Source organism: Pseudomonas sp. DL (assembly GCF_047199225.1).
GTDB classification, from domain to species: domain Bacteria; phylum Pseudomonadota; class Gammaproteobacteria; order Pseudomonadales; family Pseudomonadaceae; genus Pseudomonas; species Pseudomonas aeruginosa.
In genome coordinates this window covers 2,099,199-2,117,828 of the sequence record NZ_CP178323.1, presented here as the reverse complement: position 1 = coordinate 2,117,828, position 18,630 = coordinate 2,099,199, and the positions used below count along the sequence as shown (strand labels likewise).

The window sequence follows — 18,630 nt, the reverse complement described above, 5'->3', positions numbered from 1 at the left end:
TGAAAAACGGGAGCCCGAGAGCTCCCGTTTTCCTCTACGCCTTGCGCATCAACGCGGGAAGGCCGGCGGGTTGACCCCAGCCATGTCTTCCATCACGCGCACTACCTGGCAGCTGTAGCCGAACTCGTTGTCGTACCACACGTACAGGACGACACGGTTGTCGTTGCAGATGGTCGCCTCGGCGTCCACCACGCCGGCATGGCGCGAACCGACGAAGTCGGTGGAAACCACTTCCTGGGAGCTGACGAAGTCGATCTGCTTCTGCAGGTCCGAGTGCATGGCCATCTGGCGCAGGTACTCGTTGATCTCTTCGCGGGTGGTGGCCTTTTCCAGGTTCAGGTTGAGGATCGCCATGGACACGTTCGGCGTCGGCACACGGATCGCATTGCCGGTCAGCTTGCCTTTCAGCACCGGCAGGGCCTTGGCCGCGGCGGTGGCGGCACCGGTCTCGGTGATCACCATGTTCAGCGGCGCGCTGCGGCCACGACGACTGCCCTTGTGGAAGTTGTCGATCAGGTTCTGGTCGTTGGTGTACGAGTGAACGGTCTCGACGTGACCGTTGACGATGCCGTACTGGTCGTTGACGGCCTTCAGCACCGGCACGATGGCGTTGGTGGTGCAGGAGGCGGCCGAGATGATCTTGTCGTCGGCGCCGATGTCGGTGTGGTTGATACCGTGCACGATGTTCTTCAGCGCACCCTTGCCCGGAGCGGTAAGGACCACGCGATCGATCCCCGGGCACTTCAGGTGCTGGCCGAGGCCTTCGGCGTCGCGCCACTTGCCGGTGTTGTCGACCAGCAGGGCGTTCTTGATGCCGTACTGGGTGTAGTCGATCGACGCCGGGTCGTTGGAGTAGATCACCTGGATCAGGTTGCCGTTGGCGGTCAGCGTGTTGTTTTCTTCGTCGATGGTGATGGTGCCGTCGAACGGACCGTGCACCGAGTCCCGACGCAGCAGGCTGGCCCGCTTGACCAGGTCGTTCTCGGCGCCCTTGCGCACGACGATCGCGCGCAGGCGCAGGCCGTCGCCGCCGCCGGTCTTCTCGATCAGGATGCGCGCCAGCAGGCGGCCGATGCGGCCGAAGCCGTAGAGCACGACGTCGGTGCCTTCGCGGGCATCGCCGTTCTGCTTGCCGACCACCTCGGCCAGCTCGGCCTTGACGAAGTCCTCGATGCTGCGGCCGTTACCTTCTGCCTTGAACTTGGCGACCATCTTGCCCAGATCGACGGAAGCGGCGCCCAGCTTGAGCTCGCTCATCGCCTTGAGGATCGGGAACGTCTCGTGAACCGACAGCTCGGCGTCATCAGCCATGCGATGACGGGCGAAACGATGCGCCTTCATGATCGCGATCACCGAGCGGTTGATCAGACCACGGCCATGGATCGAGGTCACCACATTGTTATTGCGGTAGAGCTGGCCAATCAGCGGGATCATGGCTTCCGCGATGGCTTCACGATCGATCCATTCACCGAGACACTGGTCGGGCTTCTGAGTCACGGGCAATACCTTCCACATGTAGGGGATGAAAAAAGGGGCTACATTATGACCGCGCCGGCCAGGCTCGGCAATCTGCAGCAGTCGGAAGACTGACATCCAGCAGTCGGGAAAGTTACAATCCGGCGGGTCAAATTCCCGACCGGAGCCCAGCTTGCCCGTGTCCGTACTGCGTCTTCCCAGCCTGCCGGCCAGCGCCGGCAAGCAACACTGGGGCAACCTCCCCGGTGCCGCGCTGAGCCTGGCTGTCGCCGAGGCCGCCAGTTCCGCCAAGCGCTTCACCCTGCTGCTGACCGCCGACAGCCAGAATGCCGAACGCCTGGAACAGGAACTGCGGTTCTTCGCCCCCGACCTGCCGGTATTGCATTTCCCCGATTGGGAAACCCTGCCCTACGACGTCTTTTCACCGCACCAGGACATCATTTCCCAGCGCATCGCCGCCCTCTACCAGTTGCCGCAGCTCAAGCACGGCGTGCTGGTGGTGCCGATCTCCACCGCCTTGCACCGCCTGGCGCCGACCCGCTTCCTGCTCGGCAGCAGCCTGGTCCTCGACGTCGGCCAGAAACTCGACGTCGAGCGGATGCGCCTGCGCCTGGAAGGCGCCGGCTACCGCTGCGTCGACACGGTCTACGAGCACGGCGAATTCGCCGTCCGCGGCGCGCTGATCGACCTGTTCCCGATGGGCAGCGAGTTGCCCTTCCGTATCGACCTGTTCGACGACGAGATCGAGACCCTGCGCACCTTCGACCCGGAGACCCAGCGCTCCATCGACAAGGTCGAGTCGATCCGCCTGCTGCCGGCACGCGAATTCCCCCTGAACAAGGAAGCGGTCACCGGTTTCCGCGGCCGCTTCCGCGAGCGCTTCGACGTTGACTACCGGCGCTGCCCGATCTACCAGGACCTCGCCAGCGGTTTGACACCCTCGGGAATCGAGTACTACCTGCCGCTGTTCTTCGAGGAAACCGCGACCCTCTTCGACTACCTGCCGCAAGACACCCAGGTATTCTCCCTGCCCGGCATCGAACAGGCCGCGGAGCAGTTCTGGAATGACGTACGCAGCCGCTACGAGGACCGCCGGGTCGATCCGGAACGGCCATTGCTGCCGCCGGCGGAAGTGTTCCTTCCGGTGGAAGACTGCTTCGCCCGGCTGAAGAACTGGCCACGGGTGGTCGCCAGCCAGGAGGACGTCGAGCCGGGCGTCGGGCGCGAGCGCTTCCCGGCCCTGCCGCTGCCGAACCTGGCGATCGAAGCTAAGGCCGCCGAGCCGCTGGCCGCGCTGCGCCGGTTCATCGAGGAGTTCCCCGGCCGCGTACTGTTCTGCGCCGAATCGCCAGGACGCCGGGAAGTCCTGCTGGAGCTGCTGGCCCGACTGAAGCTGCGCCCCGAGGAAGTCGACGGCTGGCCGGCCTTCCTCGCCAGCCAGGCACGCCTGGCGATCAGCATCGCGCCGCTGGACGAGGGCCTGCTGCTGGACCATCCGGCACTCGCCCTGGTCGCCGAAAGCCCGCTGTTCGGCCAGCGCGTCATGCAGCGCCGGCGCCGGGAAAAGACCCGAGACGGCGGCGACGCGGTGATCAAGAACCTCACCGAGCTGCGCGAAGGCGCGCCGGTGGTGCACATCGACCATGGCGTCGGCCGCTACCTGGGCCTGATCACCCTCGAGGTGGACAACCAGCAGGCGGAATTCCTCATGCTGCAATACGCCGAGGACGCCAAGCTCTACGTGCCGGTCGCCAACCTGCACCTGATCGCCCGCTACACCGGCGCCGACGACGCCCTGGCGCCGCTGCACCGGCTCGGCTCGGAAACCTGGCAGAAGGCCAAGCGCAAGGCCGCCGAACAGGTTCGCGACGTCGCCGCCGAACTGCTCGACATCTACGCCCGCCGCGCCGCCCGCGAAGGCTTCGCGTTCAAGGATCCGCAGGCCGACTACGCGACCTTCTCGGCCGGCTTCCCGTTCGAGGAGACGCCGGACCAGCAAAGCGCCATCGAGGCGGTGGTCGCCGACATGCTCGCGCCCAGGCCCATGGACCGCCTGGTCTGCGGCGACGTCGGCTTCGGCAAGACCGAAGTGGCGATGCGCGCGGCGTTCGTCGCCGTGCATAGCGGCAAGCAGGTGGCGGTGCTGGTGCCCACCACCCTGCTCGCCCAGCAGCACTACAACAGCTTTCGCGACCGCTTCGCCGACTGGCCGGTGAGCGTCGAGGTGATGAGCCGCTTCAAGAGCGCCAAGGAAGTCGAGAACGCCGCGCGGCTACTGGCCGAAGGCAAGATCGACATCCTCATCGGGACCCATAAGCTGCTCCAGGAAGACGTGAAGTTCGCCAACCTGGGGTTGGTCGTGATCGACGAGGAACACCGCTTCGGGGTGCGCCAGAAGGAGCAGCTCAAGGCCCTGCGCAGCGAAGTGGACATCCTCACCCTCACCGCCACGCCGATCCCGCGGACCCTGAACATGGCCGTCTCCGGCATGCGCGACCTGTCCATCATCGCCACGCCGCCGGCGCGCCGCCTGTCGGTGCGCACCTTCGTCATGGAGCAGCAGAACGCGGTAATCAAGGAAGCGCTGCTCCGCGAACTGCTGCGCGGCGGCCAGGTGTACTACCTGCACAACGAAGTGAAGACCATCGAGAAGTGCGCCCGCGACCTCGCCGAACTGGTCCCGGAGGCGCGCATCGGCATCGGCCACGGACAGATGCACGAGCGCGAGCTGGAACAGGTGATGAGCGACTTCTACCACAAGCGCTTCAACGTGCTGGTGGCCTCGACCATCATCGAGACCGGCATCGACGTGCCCAGCGCCAACACCATCCTCATCGAGCGCGCCGACAAGTTCGGCCTGGCCCAGTTGCACCAGTTGCGCGGCCGCGTCGGTCGCAGCCACCACCAGGCCTACGCCTACCTGCTGACACCGCCGCGCCGTCAGATGACCCCGGACGCCGAGAAACGCCTGGAAGCCATCGCCAACGCCCAGGACCTGGGCGCCGGCTTCGTCCTCGCCACCCACGACCTGGAGATCCGCGGCGCCGGCGAGTTGCTCGGCGATGGCCAGAGCGGGCAGATCCAGGCGGTCGGCTTCACCCTCTACATGGAAATGCTCGAACGGGCGGTGAAGGCCATCCGCAAGGGCGAGCAACCGAACCTCGAGCAGCCACTGGGCGGCGGGCCGGAGGTCAACCTGCGGGTGCCTGCGCTGATCCCCGAGGATTACCTGCCCGACGTGCATGCCCGGCTGATCCTCTACAAGCGCATCGCCAACGCCCCTGACGAGGAAGGTTTGCGCGAGTTGCAGGTGGAGATGATCGACCGCTTCGGGCTCCTGCCCGATCCGGCGAAGAACCTGATGCGCCTGACCCTTCTGAAACTGCAGGCGGAAAAACTTGGAATACTCAAGGTCGATGCCGGACCGCAGGGCGGTCGTATAGAATTCGCCGCCGATACCCAGGTCGACCCGCTGGTATTGATCAAGCTGATCCAGGGCCAACCGAACCGCTACAAGTTCGAAGGCGCAACCCTGTTCCGCTTCCAGGTGCCCATGGAACGACCGGAAGAACGCTTCAATACCCTGGAGGCGCTGTTCGAGCGCCTGACACCGCAAACCACCTAAGGATTAGCCTATGCGCTTGTTCCGTTGCCTTGCCCTGCTGCTCTCACTGGCCGCCCCCGCGGCATTCGCCGGCGGTCCCTACCAGGTGGAACTGGTGGTGTTCCGCCAGGCCGGCGATGCCGTGCCGTCCAGCCAGCCGGCCCCGGACGACTGGGCCACCGGCGCACAGCCGCTGGCCAGCGACGCCCTGCGCGCCACCGCGCTCGACAACCAGCTCGCCAAGCTCAGCCAGGACAACGGCTACACCGTGCTGCTGCACAAGGCCTGGCGCCAGGACATCGGCGAGACCCCGGTGAAGATCGCCCTCAGCGAAGGCCAGGAACAGGATCATCATTTCCCGGTGGAAGGTACGCTGACCCTCAGCCAGGTGCGCTTCGTCGACATGGAGGCCGATTTCTGGGTCAATCGCTTCGGCGACGACGGTTTCCTCGCCGGCAGCCAGCACATCAGGCAGGGCACGCGGCTGAAGAATGGCGAACTGACCTATCTCGACCATCCGAGCCTGGGCATCCTGATCAAGGTGGTGCCGGTCGGCGCCCGTCCCGCCGCCCCCAATCCCATGGAAATGGAAGAACAGCAGGCACCGGCGGACGCGCCCCCCGTCGAAGGCGGCTTCGACGCCGCACCTCCTGCGCAATAGCGAAAAAGGCCGCAATAGCGGCCTTTTTTTCGTTGCGATGGCCGCCTAGCCGGCCAGGACCCGCGCCAACACCTCGCGCACCTTGCCGATGCCATCGTGCAACGCCTGTTCGATTTCGGCCATGGTGATGATCCCCGCCGACTTGCCCGCCGCGGGATTGACCACCAGCGCCAGGCAGGCGTAGGGCAGGTCCAGCTCGCGGGCCAGTGCCGCCTCGGGCATGCCGGTCATGCCGACGATATCGTTGCCGTCCCGCTCCAACCGGGCGATTTCCGCCACCGTTTCCAGGCGCGGCCCTTGGGTGCAGGCGTAGACCCCATGGCTGCTGTGCGCCAGCCCCAACGCACGCAACGCCTCGATCAGGCGCTGGCGCAACGGCTCGTCATAGGGGTGGCTGAAGTCGATATGGGTGACATGCTCGATATCGCCGGCGAAATAGGTGTGCTCGCGTCCCGAGGTGTAGTCGATCAACTGGTGCGGCACGCACAGGTGCCCCGTTCCCATCGCCGCATGGATGCCACCCACCGCGTTGACCGCGATCACCGCCTCGGCACCCGCCTGCTTCAGCGCCCAGAGATTGGCCCGGTAGTTCACCTGGTGCGGCGGGAAGCGGTGCGGATGACCGTGACGTGCCAGGAACAGCACCTCGCGCCCGGCGTAGCGGCCACGCTGGAGCGGCGCGGACGGCGCGCCATACGGCGTTTCGATCGGCAGGGACTCGCTCAGCGTCAGCCCTTCCAGCTGGGTCAGGCCGGTTCCTCCGATAATCGCGTAGACACTCATCGACAGCTCCCTCAATCAATCAGTTGCGCAGCGCGCAACGCGGACAGTGCTTCCAGCCAGCGCGGCTGCTGGCGATAGTCGGTATTCGCGTAGCCCTTGCCACGCATGCGTTGCAGACGCGACGGCGGGGTCACCTTCAGGCGTTGCAGGGCAGCCAGGGCCAGCTCGGCGGAAGCCCGGTCGTTGCACACCAGGCCCATGTCGCAGCCCGCGGCCAGGGCGGCCTCGATGCGGCTGGCGGCGTCGCCGACCACATGGGCACCGGCCATCGACAGGTCGTCGCTGAATATCACCCCGTCGAACTTCAGCTCGCCGCGCAGGATCTCCTGCAACCAGCGCCGGGAAAAGCCGGCGGGCTGCGGGTCGACCTGCGGATAGATGACATGGGCCGGCATCAGCGCGTCGAGCTGTCCGGCCAGGCGGGCGAACGGAACCAGGTCGCTGCGCCGGATTTCCTCGAGACTGCGCGCGTCTTCGGGAATCGCCACATGGGAATCGGCCTCGGCCCAGCCGTGACCGGGAAAATGCTTGCCGGTGGCGGCCATCCCGGCGGCATGCATGCCGCGAATGAAAGCACCGGCAAGCAGCGCGGCACGCTCCGGGTCGCCCTCGAAGGCGCGGCTACCGACCACGGCGCTGCGCTGGTGGTCGAGATCCAGCACCGGCGCGAAACTCAGGTCGAGGCCGACCGCCTGCACCTCGGTCGCCATCAGCCAGCCACAATGCTCGGCCAGCTCTTCGGCATTGGGGTTGTCGGCGATCGCGCGCATCGCTGGCAGGCGCACGAAGCCCTGGCGCAGGCGCTGCACGCGCCCTCCTTCCTGGTCGACGGCCAGCAACAGGTCGGGACGGATGGCGCGAATGGCCGCACACAGTTCGCGAACCTGGGCAGGATGCTCGATGTTGCGAGCGAAGATGATCAGCCCGCCCACCTCGGGGTGGCGCAGGATTTGGCGGTCCTCGGCGGTCAGCCAGGTGCCGCCGATGTCGAGCATCAGAGAGCCTTGCATGAAGAGTCCTATGGCCTGGAAATCAGCGAAGCCCGCCGTCACGGGCCTCAGACAGCGCACACTGTACTGCACCCGGCAGAAAGACTTAAGTCCCGGGGCGGTACCGCGCGCCTGCCAATGGAGCCGGCCCGGCGCATGGAGTTCCGCCCGGAGCACAGAGAAAGGAGAAAGAAAAACGGCGCCCTGGGGCGCCGTCTGCAATCAGGCCTTGGCGGGCGTCTTGTTCCGCGGGCGCAGTTGCGCCCCGGCCAGCAGCGGATCGTCGATGCCGCTCTCGGCGCGCATGCCGGCAGCGAAGAACGGCACCATCAGGTGCATCACCTGCTCGGTGGAAGTGTTCACGCCGAAATCGGTTTCCGCCATCGCCCGCAGGGCCTTGATCCCCGACATGCTGAAGGCGGCCGCGCCGAGCATGAAGTGCACGCGCCAGAACAGCTCGATGGGCGGCAGCTTCGGCGCAGCCTCGTTGACCAGCAGCATGTAGCGCCGGAAGACCTTGCCGTAGACCTCCTCCAGGTACTTGCGCAGGTGCCCCTGGCTCTGGCTGAAGGCCAGGCCGAGCAAGCGCATGAAGATCGACAGGTCGTTGCCGCTGCGCGGCTTCACCGCCATCGCCTGGGACACCAGCAGGTGCAGGAGGTCCTCCAGGGTGGCGTGCTGGGCCTCGGGCTTGGCCTGGCGACGATCCATCTCCTTTTCCAGGCTGACGCAGAATGGCCCGAGGAAGCGCGAGAACACCGCCTGGATCAGCGCCTTCTTCGAACCGAAGTGATAATTCACCGCCGCCAGGTTGACCCCGGCCTTGCTGGTGATCAGACGCAACGAGGTTTCGGCGAAGCCTTTTTCCGCGAACAGCTGTTCCGCCGCATCGAGAATGCGTTCGACGGTTTCCGACTGGGCCATGGTTTCTCCGCCTGACAAACACTTGTTTGAAACATACGTTTCAGCCACATCCCTTGTCAAGCGGCAGATGACGCACCAGTCAGGAAAATTACAGAGAAGTCCCGAAAAACGGAAGCAAGACACTGGCCAACTTCATCGTGACGCAGGACGAAATGTCATGCGGAAAATCATTGCCACGCCCCGCTCACTGTATATAATCCCAGTCACTGGATAAAAACACAGAGCGACGACATGCAGAAGCTGACGCCCCGCCAAGCCGAGATCCTCTCCTTCATCAAGCGCTGCCTGGAAGACCACGGCTTTCCGCCGACCCGGGCGGAAATCGCCCAGGAACTCGGCTTCAAGTCGCCGAACGCCGCCGAGGAGCACCTCAAGGCGCTGGCACGCAAGGGCGCCATCGAAATGACTCCGGGCGCCTCTCGCGGCATCCGCATTCCCGGCTTCGAACCGCATGCCGCCAACGACGATGAGGGCCTGCCGGTGATCGGACGGGTCGCCGCCGGCGCACCGATCCTCGCCGAACAGAACATCGAGGAATCCTGCCGTATCAATCCCGCCTTCTTCAATCCTCGCGCCGACTACCTGTTGCGCGTGCGCGGCATGAGCATGAAGGACATCGGCATCCTCGACGGCGACCTGCTGGCCGTCCACGTCACCCGCGAAGCGCGCAACGGCCAGGTGGTGGTCGCGCGGATCGGCGAGGAGGTCACGGTGAAACGCTTCAAGCGCGAAGGCAGCAAGGTCTGGCTGCTGGCGGAAAACCCTGAGTTCGCTCCGATCGAAGTCGATCTGAAGGAGCAGGAACTGATCATCGAAGGCTTGAGCGTCGGCGTGATCCGGCGCTGACAGGAGATACCATGCAGACCTCCCACTCGCTGCCCAGCGCCCAGTTGCCACTGTTCCAGGAAGCGTTCTGGGCCAGCAACGGCGCACCCTTGCTCGACGATGTCATCGACAGCCCTTCCAGCGCCTCCATCGAGGAACCCGCTGCCTTTAGCGAACTTTCGCTCAGCGGCCTGCCGGGGCACTGCCTGACCCTGCTCGCACCGATTCTCCGCGAGCTCAGCGAGGAACAGGATGCCCGCTGGCTGACCCTGATCGCTCCGCCGGCGAGCCTGACCCATGAATGGCTGCGCCGCGCCGGCCTGAACCGCGAGCGCATCCTGCTACTGCAGGCGAAGGACAACGCCGCTGCCCTGGCGCTCAGTTGCGAGGCCTTGCGCCTGGGCCGCAGCCACACCGTGGTCAGTTGGCTGGAACCGCTGAGCCGGGCGGCGCGCAAGCAACTGTCCCGCGCCGCCCAACTGGGCCAAGCACAGAGCCTGAATATTCGTCTGGGTTGAAAAAACGGCGGGGGACAGCGTTCAGTGCAGGACGCGGGGGCCTTCGTCGTGTTCCATCTCGCCCTCGGCAAGACGACCGGCCATTTGCACGCCGACATTGAACATGGCCTTGGCCACTTCGACATGCTGGCCTTGCAGGAAATTCTTCGCGTCCCCGGAGAACTCCAGGGTCACCAACGCCTCCTCGTCATCGGCGCGACGCAGCACGATGCGCCCGTCGGGCATTTCTACGATTTCAAGGAAGGATGTTGGCATGACAGACGCTCTCTACGAAGACGCGACATTGTAACAGCCCATCCAGTGCATCCCTAGCCCGCATCCGCCTTCCGGTTCCCCTCTCGCGCCTGTAACGGCGGTTCCAGAGCGCCCGGACGGCATCCGCTAAATTTTTTTGCTGGCAAATCAACCGAGTGGAACGGTAGGAAAATGTCCTACCGCTGATCGGCGAATGACGACGGCGTTACAGCTCCGTCAGGCTCTCGCGAAAACGCAGGACCAATTGCTTCAGCGACTGCCGCCATTCCTCGAGGGTTTCGCGAGAAAGCAAGGGGGCTTCTTCGTCGATACTCACGGCAACGATCAACGGTGTGCTGGGGTCGATCTTCGCTGCCTTGGTCGGTCGCGGCGGCAGGAACAGCTCGGAGTAGGCGCCCAGCAACTGGCCCAGCCAGGTTTCCGGCTGCGACGCCAACTCCACCAGTTCAGCCAGCTCGGGGCTGGGCGCGGCCGCCAGCACTTCGGCATTCAGCAATGCATCCACGCGAGGAGCGGCAGCCTGCGGCAGACGGTAGTAACCGGCGATCTCATGGCATACACCGAGCACTGCGCCATAAAGGTGGAACAGCGCCGACTCGCGCTCCCCCTGGATGATCGCCTGGGCATTCATCGCCCGCTCGGCATCGGCTCGCTTCCAGGCCTCCAGAGCCAACCCGGCGAAATACAGCTTCTGGTTGGTGCGGGTATAAAGCTCTTGGGCCATGCCGGTACTCCCGATTAAAACTGGAAGGAATGCGGAGCGCAGGCCAGGTCAGCGCCCGGCCTTCGCGCAGTATAAGCGCGCCCCATGCAAGCGGGCGCGCCATCCATCAGCGCTTGTCTTCGACCTTCCACTTGCCGCCATCGTAGAAGGCGCGCCAGCCGGTGGGCTTGCCATCGACCTCGGACTGCACGTATTGCTCCTTGGTCTTGCGGCTGAAACGGATCACCGCGGGACGGCCGTCCGGGTCTTTCTGCGGGGCGTCGCAGAGGTAATGGTACTTGGGATCCAGCTCGGCCTTGTGCGGGATGATCTCGCTCACCAACGGCGCGCGGGTCTCGCGGTTCTTCGGGAACTGGCTGGCGGCCAGGAACATGCCCGAAGCGCCGTCGCGCAGCACGTAGATATCGTCCACCTTCTCGCACTTCAATTCAGGCATGCGGATGGCGTCCATCTTCGGCGGCGCCGCCTCGCCATTCTTCAGCAGCTTGCGGGTATTCTTGCAGGTCGGATTGGTGCAACCGAAGAACTTGCCGAAACGGCCGGTCTTCAACTGCATCTCGCTGCCACACTTGTCGCATTCCAGACTCGGCCCTTCGTAGCCCTTGATCCGGTACTGGCCTTCCTCGATCTCGTAGCCCGGACAGTCGGGGTTGTTGCCGCAGATATGCAGCTTGTGTTTCTCGTCCAGCAGGTAGGCGTCCATCGCGGTACTGCAGATCGGGCAGCGATGCTTGCCACGCAACACCCGCGACTCGGACTCGCCCTCGTCGTCCGCGGCGATCTCGTCGCCGGGAATCAGGTTGACGGTCGCCTTGCAACGCTCCTTCGGCGGCAGGCTGTAGCCCGAGCAGCCGAGGAACACGCCGGTGGAGGCGGTACGAATCATCATCGGCCGGCCGCACTCGCGGCAGGGAATGTTGGTCAGGGTCGGCTGGTTGGCGCGCATCCCCTTCTCGCTGACTTCGGCCACCTCGAGCTTCTTCTTGAAATCGCCGTAGAACTCGTCGAGCAGGTGCTTCCAGTCGCGCTCGCCCTGGGCCACGTCGTCGAGATGCTCCTCCATCCCGGCGGTGAAACCGTAGTCCATCAGGTTGGCGAAGCTCTCGTTGAGCCGATCGGTGACGATGTCGCCCATCTTCTCCGCATAGAAGCGGCGGTTGTGGGTGGTTACGTAGCCGCGCTCCTGGATGGTGGAGATGATCGCCGCGTAGGTCGAGGGGCGGCCGATACCGCGCTTCTCCAGTTCCTTGACCAGGCTCGCTTCGGAGTAGCGCGCCGGCGGCTTGGTGAAGTGCTGGCTCGGATCGAGCTTGATCAGCTTGAGGTTCTCGCCTTCCTTCATTTCCGGCAGGACGTCGTCCTCGCCCGGCTTGCTCTGCTGCGGCAGTACCCGGGTATAACCGTCGAACTTGAGGATGCGGCCCTTGGCGCGCAGCTCGAAATCGCCGGCGGTGACGCTCACGCTGGTCGAGAGGTATTCGGCCGGGGTCATCTGGCACGCCACGAACTGGCGCCAGATCAGGTCGTACAGGCGCTCGGCGTCACGCTCCATGCCGGACAGCTGGGTCGGCTTGAGGTTGACGTCGGAAGGACGGATCGCCTCGTGCGCTTCCTGGGCGCCCTCCTTGCTCGAGTAGACGTTGGCCTTGCCCGGCAGGTACTTCTGGCCGAACTCGTCCTCGATGAAACCGCGGACCATGCCAATGGCATCGGCCGACAGGTTGGTCGAGTCGGTACGCATGTAGGTGATGTAGCCGGCCTCGTAGAGACGCTGGGCCATCATCATGGTCTTCTTCACCCCGAAGCCCAGGCGGTTGCTCGCCGCCTGCTGCAGGGTGGAAGTGATGAACGGCGCCGAGGGTCGGCTGGAGGTCGGCCGGTCCTCGCGCTTGGCGACGCTATAGGCCGAGGCCTTGAGCTTTTCCAGGGCCGCCATGGCCTGGGCTTCGTTGAGCGGCTTGAAGGCCTCGCCCTTCTCACGGGTAACCTCGAAGCGCACGTTGGCGCCCTTGGCGGTACCGAGGTCGGCATGCACCTCCCAGTACTCTTCCGGGACGAAGGCGCGGATCTCGCGTTCGCGCTCCACCACCAGCTTCACCGCCACCGACTGCACGCGGCCGGCGGACAACCCGCGGGCAATCTTCTGCCAGAGCAGCGGCGAGACCATGTAGCCGACCACGCGGTCGAGGAAACGCCGCGCCTGCTGGGCGTTCACCCGGTTGATATCGAGCTCGCCGGGCTGGGAGAAGGCCTCCTGAATGGCCTTCTTGGTGATTTCGTTGAATACCACGCGCTTGTAGCGGCTTTCGTCACCGCCGATGGCTTCCCGCAGGTGCCAGGCGATGGCCTCCCCTTCGCGGTCCAAGTCGGTCGCGAGATAGACGGTGTCGGCGTCCTTGGCCAGGCGGCGCAGCTCGTCGATGACCTTTTCCTTGCCGGGCAGGATCTCGTACTTGGCCTTCCAGCCATGCTCGGGGTCGACCCCCATGCGCGAGACCAGTTGGCGCCTGGCCTTCTCCTTCGGTGACAGCGCCGGCGCCTCGGAGGCGCTCTTGCGGCCCTTGGCCGCCGGCTCCTTGGAACTCGACGAACCACTGGTGGGCAGGTCACGGATGTGGCCGATGCTCGACTTCACCACGTACTGGCTGCCCAGGTACTTGTTGATGGTCTTGGCCTTGGCCGGGGATTCCACGATGACCAGCGATTTACCCATGGATCGGAAGGTTCCTGCGTCGAAAAGATGAATATAAAGGAGGGAGCGACTAGCGCGGCACCGCTATATATAGTGGCGAACGAGCCAAGGTCAAGCGCGGTCTTCCCCGCCGGGAGCTTTCTGCAAGCCCAGGGGATCGGCCTCGGGACTCACCAGAACGAAGCGCGGCACCCACTCGCCATCGAGCTCCACGGCCTCGGTGAACATCTCCAGCGGACGCACCCAGAGACCGAATTCGCCGTACAGCGCCTGGTAGATCACCAGCGCCTCTTCCGTCTCCGAATGCCGCGCGACACCCAGGACCCGGTAGTTCTGTCCCTTGTAATGACGATAGAGCCCAGCCTGCAGGTCCATGTTCCTTACCCTGTCTCGAAAATCGGAAAACAACGGCACAATGCCGACATACAACAGCCCGGTATAGGCACGGATCGCACAATAGGCAAACCCGCGCTCCCGGGGCGTCATTCGCTCGATGCAGCCGGAAACGACTGACACTGAAAAACGAAAGCCGGGGCACGAGGCCCCGGCTTTCCCCTTCCACGAACGCTTAGACGCGCTCGAAGACGGTGGTGATACCCTGTCCCAGGCCCACGCACATGGTGGACACGCCAAGGGTACCGCCGTTCTGCTTCATCACGTTCAACAGGGTGCCGGAAATGCGTGCACCGGAGCAACCGAACGGGTGACCCAGGGCAATGGCGCCGCCGTGGAGGTTGACCTTCTCGTCCATCTTGTCGAGCAGTTTGAGGTCCTTCAGCACAGGCAGGGCCTGGGCGGCGAAGGCTTCGTTGAGTTCGACGAAATCGATGTCGGCGATGGTCAGGCCGGCACGCTTGAGCGCCTTGTTGGTCGACGGCACCGGGCCGTAGCCCATGATCGCCGGGTCGACACCCGCCACGGCCATGGAGCGGATCACCGCCATCGGCTGGATGCCCAGGTCCTGGGCGCGCTGGGCCGACATCACGATCATGCAGGAGGCACCGTCGGTGATCTGCGAGGAGGTCCCCGCGGTCACGGTGCCGCCTTTCGGATTGAACGCCGGCTTCAACTCGGCCAGGGTCTCGACGGTGGTTTCCGGACGAATGGTCTCGTCGAAGTCGAAGACTTTCAGGAAACCGTTCTCGTCATACCCTTCCATCGGGATGATCTCGTCCTTGAACTTGCCTTCCTGGGTGGCCTTCCAGGCCAGTTGGTGCGAACGCGCGCCGAACTTGTCCTGCGCCTCACGGCTGATACCGTGCATCTTGCCGAGCATTTCCGCAGTCAGGCCCATCATGCCCGAGGCCTTGGCGGCGTACAGGGACAGGTGCGGGTTCGGGTCGACGCCATGCATCATGCCGACGTGGCCCATGTGCTCCACGCCGCCGATGACGAATACATCGCCATTGCCGGTCTGGATCGCCTGGGCGGCGGTGTGCAGCGCGCTCATCGACGAACCGCACAGGCGGCTGACGGTCTGCGCGGCGCTGGTGTGCGGGATCTGGGTCATCAGCGACGCCATGCGCGCGATGTTCCAGCCCTGCTCCAGGGTCTGGTTGACGCAGCCCCAGATCACGTCTTCCACTTCGGCCGGGTCGACCTTCGGGTTACGCTCCAGCAGCTTGCTGATCAGGTGCGCCGACATGGTCTCGGCGCGGGTGTTGCGGTGCATGCCACCCTTGGAACGACCCATCGGGGTGCGGCCGAAGTCGACAATGACGACGTCTCTCGGATTCAGGCTCATAAATTCACTCTCGCTCTAGTCGTTCCGCGATTAACCGAAGAATTTCTGACCGTTCTTGGCCATTTCACGCAGCTTCGCGGTCGGGTGGTACAGCGCGCCCAGCTCGGCGTACTTGTCGGCCAGGGCCACGAACTCGGCGACACCGATCGAATCGATGTAGCGCAGAGCACCACCACGGAAGGGCGGGAAGCCGATGCCGTAGATCAGGCCCATATCGGCCTCGGCAGCGGTCTCGACGATGCCGTCTTCCAGGCAACGCACGGTTTCCAGGCACAGCGGGATCATCATGAAGTTGACGATGTCCTCGTCGGTCACTTCGCGCTGCTCGACCACGATCGGCTTGAGCACTTCGTAGGCCTGCGGATCGGTGACCTTCTTCGGCTTGCCGCGCTTGTCGGTCTCGTAGGCGTAGAAGCCCTTGCCGTTCTTCTGGCCCAGGCGGTTGGCCTCGTACATCACGTCGACGGCGGTCTTGCCCTCGACCGCCATGCGGTCCGGGAAGCCCTCGGCCATGACGTCGCGGCCATGGTGGCCGGTGTCGATGCCGACCACGTCGGACAGGTAGGCCGGGCCCATGGGCCAGCCGAACTTCTCCATCACCTTGTCGATGCGCACGAAGTCGACGCCGAAGCTCAGCAGCTTGGCGAAGCCGCCGAAGTACGGGAACAGCACACGGTTGACCAGGAAGCCTGGGCAATCGTTGACCACGATCGGGCTCTTGCCCATCTTCTTGGCGTAGGCGACGGTGGTGGCGATGGCGGTTTCACCGGTCTTCTCGCCACGGATCACTTCCACCAGCGGCATCATGTGCACCGGGTTGAAGAAATGCATGCCGCAGAAGTTTTCCGGACGCTTCAGCGCCTGGGCCAGCAGGCTGATGGAGATGGTCGAGGTGTTGGAGGCGATGATCGCGTCTTCCTTCACCGCGCCTTCCACTTCGGCGAGCACGGCTTGCTTGACCTTGGGGTTCTCGACGACGGCTTCGACGACGATGTCGACGTTGCCGAAGTCGCCATAGGACATGGTCGGACGGATGCCATTGAGCGCCTCGGCCATCTTCGCCGGGGTCAGGCGACCCTTCTCGACGCGCTTGCCGAGCAGCTTGGCGGCCTCGTTCAGGCCCATCTGGATACCCTCTTCGCGGATATCCTTCATCAGGATCGGGGTGCCCTTGAGCGCCGACTGATAGGCGATGCCGCCGCCCATGATGCCGGCGCCGAGCACGGCGGCCAGTTTCACGTCCTTGGCGACTTCGTCGTATTTCTTGGCTTTCTTCTTCAGTTCCTGGTCATTCAGGAACAGGCCGATCAGACTCTGCGCGACCGAGGTCTTGGCCAGCTTGACGAAGCCGGCGGCTTCGACTTCCAGCGCCTTGTCGCGGCCGAAGTTGGCGGCCTTCTGGATGCTCTTGATGGCTTCCACCGGCGCCGGGTAGTTCGGACCGGCCTGGCCGGCGACGAAGCCCTTGGCGGTTTCGAAGGCCATCATCTGCTCGATTGCATTCAGCTTCAGCTTTTCCAGCTTCGGCTGGCGCCGTGCCTTGTGGTCCAGCTCGCCGGCGACGGCGCGCTTGGCCAGGTCGAGGGCAGCGGCCTGCAGTTGCTCGGGAGCGACCACGGCGTCGACGGCGCCGACCTTCAGGGCGTCCTCGGCCTTGTTTTCCTTGCCCGAGGCGATCCACTCGACGGCGTTATCGCAGCCGATCAGGCGCGGCAGGCGGACGGTGCCGCCGAAGCCCGGGTAGATGCCCAGCTTGACTTCCGGCAGGCCGACCTTGGCGGTCGCGCTCATCACGCGGAAGTCCGCGGCCAGGCACATCTCCAGGCCGCCGCCGAGGGCGATGCCGTTGATCGCGGCAACGGTGGGTACGTCCAGGTCTTCGAAGTCGCTGAAGATCTTGTTGGCTTCGAGGTTGCCCGCCATCAGTTCCTCGTCGGGCAGCTGGAAGTTGTCAACGAACTCGGTGATGTCGGCACCAACGATGAACACGTCCTTGCCGCTGGTCACGATCACGCCCTTGACCGATGCATCGGCCTTGATCGCATCGACTGCCGCACGCAACTCACTGAGGGTGAGACGGTTGAACTTGTTGACGGACTCGCCCTTGAGATCGAAATTCAACTCGACGATGCCGCCCTCAAGAGGCTTAACCGTGATGGCTTTACCTTGGTAAATCATCAACTGATCTCCACGCTATTATGGAAGCTTGAACTTACACATCGGACGCCGTGTCGGGACCCTTTCGGCAACCGCCGAGCATAGTCCCAAACCCTTCGGCACACCCGCCGACGCGATAACCGGGTCTCTATTGTCGAGGCCTGCGCGAGGCAAACGCTCGATTCATACGCCCGTTTGACTTGGGTGCGCACACATTCCGGCAAAAGCCGGGAATTGTCAATCAGCCATCCGGAAAACACCTGCCCTCCTCCAGGCCCTCTGCGCAGGGCCATTCAGCCAGCCTCTGTCGGACCATTCAGATGTTCGATGATCGGCGCCGTGGGCGCTTGTCCCGGTGCGGAAAGGCAGGCTAGAGTCGCCGCAGATCGCCATGCATGATCGGCCACGGGCCGTTACAAAAGAACAACAAGAAGGCCTCCAGGGCCACATGGAGATGGAACCCATGATCTGCCGTCCGTTCACTCTTTGTCTGGCCCTGCTCGGCCTGCTGAGCCTCCCCGTCTTCGCGGCAGGGACCGCCGATGACCTGCTCGCCCTGCACCAGATGCGGCTCGCCACGCAGAAATCCCTGAACGCCTTCTTCATGTACGTCGGCCAGGAAGGCGATCAACGCTACGCCAGCCTGATCGAAAGCTCGGCGCAGACGGCGGAAGCCCGCCTGCAGCGACTCGACGGCGTGAACGGCAGCGAATCCCGGCGCCTGCTGGGCCAGCTTCGCGAGCAATGGCGGGACTATGCGCAAGACCTCGACAAGCTGACCGGCGCGGTGCGCAACAAGGGCTACAGCGACCTGCAACCGGTCGCCGACCTGGCACGACGCAACCAGCAACTGATGGACCTCGGCGGCCAGTTGTATCGCAGCCTGCAACGGGAAAACGCCGCCACGGTGCCGACGCTCACCGAGCAGAGCCGCGAACAGAGCCTGCTGATGCAGGACATTGCTCTGGACTATGCCTCGCGCAACGCGTCGGTGGGCGCCAGCTTCTTCGGCGGCGGCGAGGAGCGTCCACTGGACGACCTGGCCAGCCGCTTTTCGGTCAACCTGTTGAAGCTGCAGCAGGCGCCGCAGAACGACGAGGAGATCGCCAGGGCGCTGCGCAGCGTGGCGATCAAGTGGCACTACATCGAGAAGTCCCTGCGCAACTACAACCAGAACAGCGTGCCGTTCCTGGTCAACAAGAATGCAGACCGGATCATCGATGGCCTGGAGAAGGTCGCCGCGCTGTATGCCGCGCGCAACCAATGAACCTCGGCGCG

15 protein-coding genes are annotated in these 18,630 nt (G+C 64.4%); 5 read left to right on the top strand and 10 right to left on the bottom strand.

Translation table 11 applies throughout. The annotated features are described in order from the left end of the window. Nucleotides 1-48 precede the first annotated feature (48 nt). Nucleotides 49-1,515, bottom strand: coding sequence for a glyceraldehyde-3-phosphate dehydrogenase (locus tag ACI766_RS09900; RefSeq protein WP_010793199.1), 1,467 nt, complete (start codon nt 1,513-1,515; stop codon nt 49-51). Nucleotides 1,516-1,654: 139 nt separating this feature from the next. Between ACI766_RS09900 and mfd the strand changes: the two genes are divergently transcribed. Together mfd and ACI766_RS09890 are read left to right on the top strand one after the other, a co-directional pair. Further along, nucleotides 1,655-5,101: a transcription-repair coupling factor gene (mfd, locus tag ACI766_RS09895; RefSeq protein ID WP_003091189.1), complete on the top strand. Its 3,447-nt coding sequence runs from the start codon at nt 1,655-1,657 to the stop codon at nt 5,099-5,101. A 10-nt stretch (nt 5,102-5,111) separates the two neighbouring features. Further along, complete coding sequence (locus tag ACI766_RS09890; RefSeq protein ID WP_003091190.1) at nt 5,112-5,741, top strand: CsiV family protein; 630 nt, start codon at nt 5,112-5,114, stop codon at nt 5,739-5,741. A 45-nt stretch (nt 5,742-5,786) separates the two neighbouring features. Here the strand turns inward: ACI766_RS09890 and ACI766_RS09885 are convergent, their stop codons facing one another. From ACI766_RS09885 to psrA, 3 genes are all read right to left on the bottom strand, one after another. After that, entirely contained in the window at nt 5,787-6,524 is a 738-nt protein-coding gene (locus tag ACI766_RS09885) for an S-methyl-5'-thioinosine phosphorylase (RefSeq protein ID WP_003091193.1), read from the bottom strand. A gap of 11 nt (nt 6,525-6,535) precedes the next feature. Continuing rightward, nucleotides 6,536-7,534: a beta-N-acetylhexosaminidase gene (gene nagZ, locus ACI766_RS09880; protein WP_003118092.1), complete on the bottom strand. Its 999-nt coding sequence runs from the start codon at nt 7,532-7,534 to the stop codon at nt 6,536-6,538. A gap of 201 nt (nt 7,535-7,735) precedes the next feature. After that, complete coding sequence (gene psrA, locus ACI766_RS09875; protein WP_087823894.1) at nt 7,736-8,437, bottom strand: transcriptional regulator PsrA; 702 nt, start codon at nt 8,435-8,437, stop codon at nt 7,736-7,738. A 231-nt stretch (nt 8,438-8,668) separates the two neighbouring features. Between psrA and lexA the strand changes: the two genes are divergently transcribed. Beyond that, nucleotides 8,669-9,283, top strand: coding sequence for a transcriptional repressor LexA (lexA, locus tag ACI766_RS09870; RefSeq protein ID WP_003091196.1), 615 nt, complete (start codon nt 8,669-8,671; stop codon nt 9,281-9,283). A gap of 11 nt (nt 9,284-9,294) precedes the next feature. Then, nucleotides 9,295-9,780, top strand: coding sequence for an SOS-induced cell division inhibitor SulA (sulA, locus tag ACI766_RS09865; RefSeq protein ID WP_003091197.1), 486 nt, complete (start codon nt 9,295-9,297; stop codon nt 9,778-9,780). Between the two features lie 21 nt (nt 9,781-9,801). On the opposite strand, the gene ACI766_RS09860 is transcribed toward sulA, so the two are convergent. From ACI766_RS09860 to fadB, 6 genes are all read right to left on the bottom strand, one after another. After that, a complete protein-coding gene (locus ACI766_RS09860) occupies nt 9,802-10,035 on the bottom strand; it encodes a hypothetical protein (RefSeq protein WP_003109483.1) in 234 nt (77 codons plus the stop codon). 205 nt (nt 10,036-10,240) lie between these two features. Further along, the gene (locus ACI766_RS09855; protein ID WP_003113979.1) at nt 10,241-10,759 is read right to left on the bottom strand and encodes a DUF6586 family protein; all 519 of its coding nucleotides are present in this window, start codon (nt 10,757-10,759) and stop codon (nt 10,241-10,243) included. 106 nt (nt 10,760-10,865) lie between these two features. Continuing rightward, entirely contained in the window at nt 10,866-13,472 is a 2,607-nt protein-coding gene (gene topA / locus ACI766_RS09850) for a type I DNA topoisomerase (RefSeq protein WP_003091201.1), read from the bottom strand. Between the two features lie 90 nt (nt 13,473-13,562). Continuing rightward, complete coding sequence (locus ACI766_RS09845; RefSeq protein WP_019371623.1) at nt 13,563-13,826, bottom strand: DUF1653 domain-containing protein; 264 nt, start codon at nt 13,824-13,826, stop codon at nt 13,563-13,565. A gap of 193 nt (nt 13,827-14,019) precedes the next feature. Continuing rightward, nucleotides 14,020-15,195, bottom strand: a complete 1,176-nt coding sequence (fadA, locus tag ACI766_RS09840) for an acetyl-CoA C-acyltransferase FadA (RefSeq protein WP_003091203.1) — start codon at nt 15,193-15,195, stop codon at nt 14,020-14,022. A 30-nt stretch (nt 15,196-15,225) separates the two neighbouring features. Beyond that, nucleotides 15,226-17,373 (bottom strand): fatty acid oxidation complex subunit alpha FadB, encoded by a 2,148-nt coding sequence (gene fadB, locus ACI766_RS09835; RefSeq protein WP_003091204.1) that lies wholly within the window; start codon nt 17,371-17,373, stop codon nt 15,226-15,228. Between the two features lie 427 nt (nt 17,374-17,800). On the opposite strand from fadB, the gene ACI766_RS09830 reads away from it, so the two are divergent. Continuing rightward, nucleotides 17,801-18,619 carry a hypothetical protein gene (locus ACI766_RS09830; RefSeq protein ID WP_003119795.1) on the top strand — a complete coding sequence of 273 codons (819 nt, stop codon included), beginning with the start codon at nt 17,801-17,803 and terminating at the stop codon, nt 18,617-18,619. Nucleotides 18,620-18,630 lie beyond the last annotated feature (11 nt).

What these genes read in the sequence shown, in the direction of transcription:
- ACI766_RS09900 (WP_010793199.1), bottom strand. Translation starts at nt 1,515, where the DNA reads ATGTGGAAGGTATTGCCCGTGACTCAGAAGCCCGACCAGTGTCTCGGT.
- ACI766_RS09890 (WP_003091190.1), top strand. Translation starts at nt 5,112, where the DNA reads ATGCGCTTGTTCCGTTGCCTTGCCCTGCTGCTCTCACTGGCCGCCCCC.
- ACI766_RS09885 (WP_003091193.1), bottom strand. Translation starts at nt 6,524, where the DNA reads ATGAGTGTCTACGCGATTATCGGAGGAACCGGCCTGACCCAGCTGGAA.
- nagZ (WP_003118092.1), bottom strand. Translation starts at nt 7,534, where the DNA reads ATGCAAGGCTCTCTGATGCTCGACATCGGCGGCACCTGGCTGACCGCC.
- psrA (WP_087823894.1), bottom strand. Translation starts at nt 8,437, where the DNA reads ATGGCCCAGTCGGAAACCGTCGAACGCATTCTCGATGCGGCGGAACAG.
- lexA (WP_003091196.1), top strand. Translation starts at nt 8,669, where the DNA reads ATGCAGAAGCTGACGCCCCGCCAAGCCGAGATCCTCTCCTTCATCAAG.
- sulA (WP_003091197.1), top strand. Translation starts at nt 9,295, where the DNA reads ATGCAGACCTCCCACTCGCTGCCCAGCGCCCAGTTGCCACTGTTCCAG.
- ACI766_RS09860 (WP_003109483.1), bottom strand. Translation starts at nt 10,035, where the DNA reads ATGCCAACATCCTTCCTTGAAATCGTAGAAATGCCCGACGGGCGCATC.
- ACI766_RS09855 (WP_003113979.1), bottom strand. Translation starts at nt 10,759, where the DNA reads ATGGCCCAAGAGCTTTATACCCGCACCAACCAGAAGCTGTATTTCGCC.
- topA (WP_003091201.1), bottom strand. Translation starts at nt 13,472, where the DNA reads ATGGGTAAATCGCTGGTCATCGTGGAATCCCCGGCCAAGGCCAAGACC.
- ACI766_RS09845 (WP_019371623.1), bottom strand. Translation starts at nt 13,826, where the DNA reads ATGGACCTGCAGGCTGGGCTCTATCGTCATTACAAGGGACAGAACTAC.
- fadA (WP_003091203.1), bottom strand. Translation starts at nt 15,195, where the DNA reads ATGAGCCTGAATCCGAGAGACGTCGTCATTGTCGACTTCGGCCGCACC.
- fadB (WP_003091204.1), bottom strand. Translation starts at nt 17,373, where the DNA reads ATGATTTACCAAGGTAAAGCCATCACGGTTAAGCCTCTTGAGGGCGGC.
- ACI766_RS09830 (WP_003119795.1), top strand. Translation starts at nt 17,801, where the DNA reads ATGGAGATGGAACCCATGATCTGCCGTCCGTTCACTCTTTGTCTGGCC.